The organism is Methanosarcina baikalica, assembly GCF_031461075.1.
Taxonomy (GTDB): Archaea; Halobacteriota; Methanosarcinia; order Methanosarcinales; family Methanosarcinaceae; genus Methanosarcina; species Methanosarcina baikalica.
On sequence record NZ_JAVKPK010000153.1, the window covers coordinates 1 to 1,107 of the forward strand.

1 protein-coding gene is annotated in these 1,107 nt (G+C 40.7%); it reads left to right on the forward strand.

What is annotated here, in order from left to right; all coding sequences use genetic code 11:
* Positions 1–1,107 (forward strand): DUF7507 domain-containing protein (locus RG963_RS16480; protein ID WP_449566839.1); only part of this gene is annotated, 1,107 nt, incomplete at both ends.

Consider the following 1,107-nt stretch of genomic DNA (forward strand, 5'->3'; position numbering starts at 1 on the left):
TGCTGCGTATGCAACAGGCACTTTCGGAAACAATACAACCACGTCTAACACGGATAATGAAACTGTAACAGCAGTCCAGAACCCTGCTCTGCTAATCGACAAAACTGTTACAGATGTTTCTGGCAAAGGACCAGACAGAAATGTTACAAAAGCCGGAGATGTAATCAGCTACCAGATTAACGTTAGCAATGACGGAAACTCTAATTTGACAAATATCAGCATTACTGACACTCTAATCAACCTTACAGGTCCAGTGGAGTCTCTGAATGCTGATAGAGTTCTAGAAGTCGGAGAAATCTGGACTTACATCGGAAATTATACTGTTACTCAGGCTGACATAGATATTAATGGTGGAGGAGACGGGTTCATCAACAACACAGCAACAGTTGACTGTGATCAACTTGAACCGAAGTCCGATACTGTTGAAGTGCCTATGGAAAGAACCCCTGATTACGTAATTGACAAAATCGTTACTGATGTTGCTGGCAAAGGGCCTCTAGAAAAGGTCACAACAGCAGGAGATGTCGTAAGCTATCAGATTAATGTGACAAATGCTGGAAACGTTGATCTTATTAATGTAAGTGTTACTGATGACCTGATTGGAAATCTCACAGGACCAGTCGAGTCTCTGAACACTGATGAAATTCTGGAAGTAGGGGAATTCTGGATTTATACCGGAACTTACACAACAACTCAGGATGACATAAACAGTAATGGTGATGGGGATGGCTTCATCAATAATACAGTAACTGTTAGTTTGTATGCAATTGCACCGGCTTACACTATTGAAAAAACTATTACAGATGTTGCAGGACAAATACAAGCAGAAAAGTTGGGTCCGAAAACTGCTAGTGCTGAAGTGCCTATAAAAAGGGAACTGACTTACACCATTGACAAAACTGTTATTGATGTTTCTGGCAAAGGACCAGACAGAAATGTTACAAAAGCCGGAGATGTAATCAGCTACCAGATTAACGTGAACAATAAAGGAAACGTTTTTTTGACAAACGTAACTGTTACTGATCCCCTGCTTGGAAATCTCACAGGTCCAACTGGAGATAATTTCCCTGTTGAAATTCTGAATATTGGAGAAACTTGGACTTACGC